The following is a 6,375-nucleotide window of genomic DNA, read 5'->3' as shown; positions in this document are numbered from 1 at the left end:
CGGAGACGGTGCGCGCGGAGGCGCCCGAGGAGGCCCGGGATGGAGGCACCGTGGCGGTCGGAGACTCGGTGCTGACGGCCCATGTGCCCCTCTCCCGGGCTTCCTCCGCATGGTCGGCCATCGCCGTGGAGTTGCCACCCAGGCCCGTTCCAGGACAGACCCGGCCGGATGCCACGGGCCGTTGTCCCCGCAGGTCGCAGATTGCCATCAATGGTGGGTGCTGGATCAAAGCGGCGTTGGAGCTGAAGGACTGTGACGAGGGCACCTACGTGTACAAAGGGGCGTGTTACACGCCCGCCTACCCCCCGGCGCGCCCGCCCACTTCGAGTCCAGCGAGCCGCGTTGAAGAGGCCCCATAGGCCCGGGAGGGCTACCGGACGGGCCAGTAGAGGCGCTGGCGCGGGACGAGGGCGCGCGTCGGAGCATCGAGCTGCTCGTGGGAGCATCACTCGGGCGGCCCCGGCAGTAGCCCTCCTCGACCCCACGGTTCCAGCCCTCCCCCTCAACAGGGCCCCCATCCTGCCTATACGAGGCTGAACGGCATGCCCTGGAAGGCGTTGACGACCATCACCGCGTAGCGAAGGCCGTGCTTCAGCGCGAGCGCCCGCCGATGTCGACGAACTCGGAGGCCCCCTCGGGAAAGGGCGCGTTCCGGAGTTCGCCGGGGCGGGCGTGGAGAACTCGCCGCAGCAGCGGGTAAAGGCTTCGACCAGCTCGCTCCTCGCGCGCTCGTCCTTGGCCGCGAGCCGCAGGGCATGGACATAGCGCCGTGCCAGCTCTCCCGGGCGTTGGAGCAGCAGCTGCTTCAAGCGCTCCATGTCGCCGCTTGGAGCCGCCGCCTCCACCTTGGAGGAGTACCCGCTGGAGGCGGGCGACGGACTCCACGGACTTGAGCACCGGCTGCCGCTGGAGCGCCGGGGCTACGCCGGAGCAGGCCGCGATGAGCCGGGCTCAGGACGTGGGGGGAGGCCCCGGTTCGCGCAGAAGAGGCAGGGCTGCCCTTCCGCCTGGAGGAACAGGGGCTGGTGCTGCTGGAGTCCCCCATCTGCACGGCCATCACGCGGGACTGCTCCGCCACGCAGACGAGGCCGGAGCGGCGAAGGAGGACTTCCAGCGTCGGCGCGTTGAGAAGGACGCCTGGGCCAAGCCTTCGCGCCTCTCTGTAGCGCAAGGGCTTCGCTTGCGTCCAATCACCCGCTCATCCGCCAGGGCACTGCGGGGGCTTCTGGCCGCAGGTCCCAGGCGAACCGGTAATACCCGTACAAGGTTTGTCGTTCATCCGGTCGGCTCCTGGAGGGCACTTTTCACAGCACCTGAAGTTCGGCGTCGTACCCAGGAGCTTCGAGCCATCACAGGCTCTATCCTCCAGGCCCTTGCACTCCTTGCAGTTGGCGTTGGTGCCCAGTGTCCCGTGACAAAGAAGGTTGGCCTTCGGACAGGTCATTGCGACGAGCTTCTCCTGGGTTCCGCACGCTCTCTTCTCGGCGCTGGTTCCCGCGCAGCGGGCGCAGTCCACGTTCTTGGATGGCGGAGGTTGAACCGGGCCATAGCCAGAGCAGCGGCCGCAATAGCGTCCGCAGGAGTAGAGTTGGTCAATGCCGTCGTCGTGGCTCTTCCCCAGGCTCTCGAATGCGGTGTGAAGGGTTTCGTGCAGCACTGCCGAGCACATATCCGTCTGCTGCAGGTCCTTGATCTTCGATGAATTCCAGTTGACCGTGGCGTTGTCCCCTTTGGACTTGAAAAAGCCCGTGGGTTTGCATGTTCCACCACAGCCCATGGTGATCTTCGTGCGCTTCAGCGCCTCATCCACCCGCTTCTTCAGGAGCTTGTTGGTACGCATGAGACAGTCCAGGGACTCGGTGGCGCAGTCCGCCGCCGCCTTCAACTTGATGGCCTCGTCCTCACTGCACCGCCCTCCGCCTCCCCCATAAGGGATGATGATATTGCCTACCTTCATGCGCTTGCCGGAGACGTCCGTCGGGAAGCCCGCGGCGGGATCGCAAGAAGGAGGGGCGGTCCCCAACTCAGCACCGTTTGGGACCACCTCCTCCGAGACGACGGTGAAGTTGCCGTCCTCATCGGCATCTGTCTCCTTGATGATCCGGACCGTCTCCTCGTCGGTGCTGAAGACAGAGGTGTCACGCGTGTCCAGCTTGCCATTCTCATTGGTGTCCTGGGTCGTGACCTCGACGCGTGGCGGGCCCACCGTGACGGTGTGCACCAGCTCGAGGTTCCCGTCCTCGTTCAGGTCATACTCCTCGCGGTAGTCCCCATTGGGAGCGGTTTCGCTGAACGATTCAGGCTGGCCATTCAGGTTTTCATCCGTCCAAACCCGCATGATGCCGTTTGGCAGCCTTTCCGTGAAGGTGTCCGGCCTCCCGTCACCGTTCCTGTCGGCAGGCTCGCCCCGGAGTTCCTTTTCCTGCTCACGGACATAGCGCTGGGTGGCAGGGGACAGGCCGCTGAGGTCGTCTTCGGTCCCTCCGTCGTCCTCCCCGGCGCCACCGTCGAGCACTGGGGGCGTGCCTCCGTCGTTGACGGGGGCCCTGCAAGGAGCAACACAACGAGACAGCTCCTTGGGCGGATCGGTACAGCATCCACTATTGGGCGTGTCGCAGAAGTAGCCCTCGCCCAGGTTGGCGCAGTCCGCGCTGCTCTTGCAGAGCTGGACGTGACAGGTGCTCGGGACCTGTCCGCAGCGGTTCTCTCCCTCGATGCTCCGGAGGCAGAGGCAGGTCTTCTCGGGGTTGCAGTACTGACGGGCCCCACACACCGACGGTGTGGCACAGGCCGGGGCCGGTGGCGGGCAGCAGCCTGTCGCGCAGGGAACGTCGGGAGGGACGCAGGATGCGCTGATGCACTCTCCAGCGGCACAGGTGCCAGCGTCAGGGCAGGCGCGGCCGCAATCGCCGCAATGGGCGGGGTCCGTGCTCAGGTCCACGCACGCGTCTCCGCATCGCGTGGTGCCAGGCGGACAGGTATCTCGACGGACGCAGCCGCTCGAGGCAACAGCCACTGCCAGAACGGCGCAGATATGCCAGGTTCTCAAATGAGCCCCCATTCCTCTTCATGCCGACAGCGGGACTGAAAGCCATAAGTCAATTCACACAAAGGGACACTCGCCCGGGAGGCTGGGGCTCCTGTCGGAACGTACGCGTTCAAGGGGACCGCTTCACGGAAGGGGACCTGTGTGGCCAGGGACGGGCTGTTCTCCGAGCGCCGTGTACAAGCCAGACGGCACGGCCCCGGAGACACCTGCACCAGAGACCGGGCCGCAGCATCTTCGCGCGCGACGGTGATGCGCGACCCGGAGAACGTCAGATGCCCCTCATGCAGGACCGCACGTTCGGAAACCGCGGCACACTTTGGAGCGCCATGGCGCTCTTGTATCAGGACTTCTATTCCGCGTACGAGGCGACCCACTCCGTGGGCGGTTTCGCCACCGGAGTCCATCTGCTCGGTACGGGCTCGGCGTGTCTGGTCGTCGGGGGATGGACCTATGAACCCGTACCCTTGCTCGGGCTCCCTGGCCAGGACCCGCTGAAGCGCTTCTCGACCGTCAAGCTGCTCATGTTCCCGCCCGATGGTGCACCGCGGGAGCGCCCGCGCGTGGACGGCACGCTCAGCTACGACATTTCCGAGGGGCGCCGGATGACGATGCCGGTGGCGAGTTGTTCCGAACCGAGCGGGGGCGTGGCCGTGCTCATCCGTCAGGTTCCCCTTCGGCAGAACGCCTTCCTCCCATGGGAATACTGGGTCTGCTTCATGACCTCCTCCGGCCATGTCGCGTCGAGGCAGGCCATCTTCCCAGGGTGGCTTCATGACCCGCTCGAACTCCCACTCGCCGGGAGTGTTCGCATGGCCGCCGACGGCGACGGGCTGGGCATCGTCTCCTCGCTCGAGACGAGCGTTCGCATCACCCTGCTGCGGGGTGCTGGCACCGTACTCCAGGACATCGAGCTCGCCGGGTCACCCGCGCTTCCCGGCCTCGTCCGTCTGGAGGTGGCTTCGGTACGTTTCCATGCCGGGTCGGCATCCATCGCGCTGACCGCGTATCTGAATCATCCCGGCGTTGGTTCGACCTCGGTGGGAGTGCTGCTGCGGGTTCTCGCGGATGGCCGCCGGGACAGCGGTTTTGGAGACAATGGCCTCTGGGTCTCGCCCTTGACGAGGGACTCTCGTGGATTCGTCTGCGCAGGTGAGGCGGAGGGGGGGCTGGCGGGCTGCGTCGGGCGGCGGGCGGTGGTGTTCGGGGTCGACCCCAATGGAAGTCCCTTTGGAGGTGGCCTCGACCCCTCGTTCGGTAACAGCGGCATCGCCGAGCAGGAGCTCGGGGGGCCACTGGCCGCTCCAGTCGTCGCATCCGACGGCAGCGGGGTCTATGTCTTCGCCCAGCGGGTCCCGACCCGGGCTGATGCGGCGGGGGACCTGCGCACCGCCGGATGCCGATTCCGTTGGGCCCCCGGCTCCGCCGGTCATGGTGCCGTCGATGCCGGATGGGGCGCCGCGGGCACCGTGACGCTTCCTTGTGACGGGGCCCAAGTCACACCCGCGGGGGTGGTCATCGGCGGGTCCCAGCTCTTCGTGGGAGGCACCCGCCAACTGCACGGGGCCGACTTCGACCAGCTTCCCGTCGTGGTCGCGCTGGAGACATCCAACGGCGAGCCGAGCTCGAGCTACGGAGCCGGCGGCATTGCCCTGTGCGGCTCTGTCCGTGAACCCGCGGTCATCGCGCCCGATGGCACCACCGTCTTCGTGGACCGCTCGGCAAGGGCCACGGCACCCGCCCTGCGGTTCATCACGGCCTCTGGAACGGAAGGGCCGCTGGTGACGCTGCCGCCGGTGGCCGCGTCGGGTTGGCTCACCACGCTCACCCAGCTCGCCGATGGAAGCCTGCTGGTCGCGGGGGGCGGAGCGGACGCGTGGGTGGCCCGGCTGGGGCCCACCGGCGCGCTCGACACGTCGTTCGGGACTGGAGGGGTCGCCACACCGAACCCGGGCAAAGGCCAGGGAGCGGCGAAGGTGCTTGGGGTGCGTGCCAATGGTGACATCGCACTGTTGCTCAGCACGACCCGGCGCGAGCTCTGCGTCATGCGCCCGAACGGCCAGCTGGATTCGACCTATGGTAGCGGCGGTTTCGTCGAGGTGATGGCATTCACGCATCCCGTGGGACCCCAGGGCGGAGGGGATGTGGACTGCTTTCTCGAGGCTGACGGCTCGGTCGTCTGCGTGGCCTCGAGCACCCACGATAACGGTGCCCTTGTCAGCAGCCCGGTCATGGTCGGGCTGCGCCGCATCACACCCGCCGGAGGTTACGATCCAAACTTCGGGCTGGGCCTTCCCAGTCTGCAGCCCCCCGCGGCCGGACGCATCCAGGTCCTGGTGAATCCGGCCGGCACGATGCCGGGGGGCCACGATGACTACAGCCGCATCTCGCCGGTGGGTATCGCCTGGCTCGGAAGCAGACTCTACGTCGTCGCGACCGGATGGACGGGGGGCGGATACATACGGTATCCCATTGACCGCTATCGTCCGACCTATCCCCTCCTGGTCATCATGGGCTGGAACGCGGACGGCTCGGGCGACCCGACCCTCGCGGGGATTGGCCGGCAAGAAGGGGCCTTCACGCCGGATGGTAAAAACAAGTTCTGGAGCGCGGCCGGCGTCCTTCAGGACTCGCCCTCGTCATTCTTCGTGTACGGCATGGCCAGCGAGGCCGATAAGGTGACTTCGCTGGTGCCCGGTAGCCCCCCCACCACCCAGTGGCTCGTCCGCCAGCCGCAGCCCGCGGTTTTCAGAGTGGAACACCCGGGCGGACTCGATATGGGGTTCGGGGTAGGGGGAGCGTCGACCATCCGCCTCCAAGAGTTCCTCTTGGCGCCTGTCGCTGGCGCTCTCTTGAATGGGGGGCAGATTCGCGTCGCGTGCGTCGATACCTTGGAGCAGCCCAGGACCTCGCAGCCCCGGGTCAACGTGGGATGCCTCGTGCAGTGGGGGCCTGGGTAGCCGGGGCGCGGGAAGAGGGCCTGTGGGCCGCCAGCACCGCCATCAGAGTCCTGCCGCTTCGAGGAGACAGTGGGCGGGCGTGCTGGCGGAGTGCCTTGGCCGGGCTCACCTCAGGGGTGGCTCCCCGAAGCAAGAGAGGAGGAGCGAGCGTGGCACCCCAGGCAGTGGTCAGCAAGGAGCCAAAGAAGCAGAGGACGCCGCGAGTGGACTAGGCGCAGCTGCTGCGCCGGACGTTCGCGTTCGACGTGTTCGCCTGCGTGAGGTGTGGAGGCAGGCGGCGAGTGCTGGCGTGCGTGAAGGGGGCCCCCGGGGTGCGGGCGATTCTGAAGCACCTGGGCATGCCCACGGCCTGTGCGAGGTTGTCCCCGG

General features: G+C 67.3%; 2 protein-coding genes and 1 pseudogene. 2 read left to right on the top strand and 1 reads right to left on the bottom strand.

What is annotated here, in order from left to right:
* Positions 1-359, top strand: a pseudogene (locus tag K8638_RS43840) (serine/threonine protein kinase); the annotation flags it as partial.
* An 839-nt stretch (positions 360-1,198) separates the two neighbouring features.
* On the opposite strand, the gene K8638_RS43835 reads toward K8638_RS43840, so the two are convergent.
* Positions 1,199-2,515: a hypothetical protein gene (locus K8638_RS43835; RefSeq protein ID WP_223760752.1), complete on the bottom strand. Its 1,317-nt coding sequence runs from the start codon at positions 2,513-2,515 to the stop codon at positions 1,199-1,201.
* A gap of 806 nt (positions 2,516-3,321) precedes the next feature.
* Here K8638_RS43835 and K8638_RS43825 point away from each other — a divergent pair.
* The gene (locus K8638_RS43825; RefSeq protein ID WP_223760751.1) at positions 3,322-6,006 is read left to right on the top strand and encodes a delta-60 repeat domain-containing protein; all 2,685 of its coding nucleotides are present in this window, start codon (positions 3,322-3,324) and stop codon (positions 6,004-6,006) included.
* Positions 6,007-6,375 lie beyond the last annotated feature (369 nt).

The organism is Myxococcus sp. RHSTA-1-4 (genome assembly GCF_020037125.1).
GTDB lineage: Bacteria > Myxococcota > Myxococcia > Myxococcales > Myxococcaceae > Myxococcus.
This window is presented reverse-complemented; position numbering and strand designations above follow the sequence as displayed.